The organism is Delftia sp. ZNC0008, assembly GCF_000799035.1.
In the GTDB taxonomy this organism is placed as follows: domain Bacteria; phylum Pseudomonadota; class Gammaproteobacteria; order Burkholderiales; family Burkholderiaceae_C; genus Comamonas; species Comamonas tsuruhatensis.
In genome coordinates this window covers 1-769 of sequence record NZ_JTKZ01000031.1, presented here as the reverse complement: position 1 = coordinate 769, position 769 = coordinate 1, and the positions used below count along the sequence as shown (strand labels likewise).

Genomic DNA, 769 nt, shown 5'->3' with positions numbered 1-769 from the left:
TGTCATCACGCTGGAGAACGTCGAGCAGATGATGCAGTGGTCCCCGCTGATTGCGAAGCGCGATCCAGCCACAGGCCGCGCCATCACGCTGGACCGCATCACGGACCCCGCCACGGGGAAAGCCACCTTCCGCGTCGCCGAACCCGGCGAGGTGGTGCCGCGTGGCAATCAGTTCCTGGTGCCGGACCCCAAGCACAAGGGCCGCAACTGGCGCCACTTCATCCAGGCGCTGCGCGACCTGGGCTACAAGGTGGAATGGCGGGTGATCTGCAACGCCACCCTGGGCTCCCGCAGCACCCGCACACGGCTCTACCTGATCGCGCGCCGCGACGGCCTGCCCATCGTGTGGCCAGCGCAGACGCACTGGAAGAATCCGAAGGCGGGCCAGAAGCCATTCCGCCAGGCAGCCGAGTGCATCGACTGGAGCATCCCCGGGCAGAGCATCTTCGGGCGCAAGAAGGAACTGGCGCCGGCCACCATGCGGCGAATCGCGCATGGCCTGGACAAGTTTGTGCTGAACAGCCCCCAGCCATTTATCGTGAACATGGCCCACGGCGGGAAGATCGAAATGCTCGACCGCCCCATGAGCACCATCGCCACGGAAAAAGGCGGCTGCCGTGCACTGGTGTCGCCCACCCTGATCCAGATGGGCTACGGCGAAGCCAAGGGCCAGGCCCCGCGCGTGCTCGACCTGTCCCAGCCCCTGGGCACGGCCGTGGCCGGCGGCATCAAGCACGCCATCAGCTCGGCATACCTGGTGCAGGCCGGG

1 protein-coding gene is annotated in these 769 nt (G+C 67.1%); it reads left to right on the top strand.

Annotated features, from left to right (window positions below):
- Positions 1-28 precede the first annotated feature (28 nt).
- Positions 29-769 (top strand): DNA cytosine methyltransferase (locus L995_RS00950; RefSeq protein ID WP_231574327.1); only part of this gene is annotated, 741 nt, incomplete at its 3' end.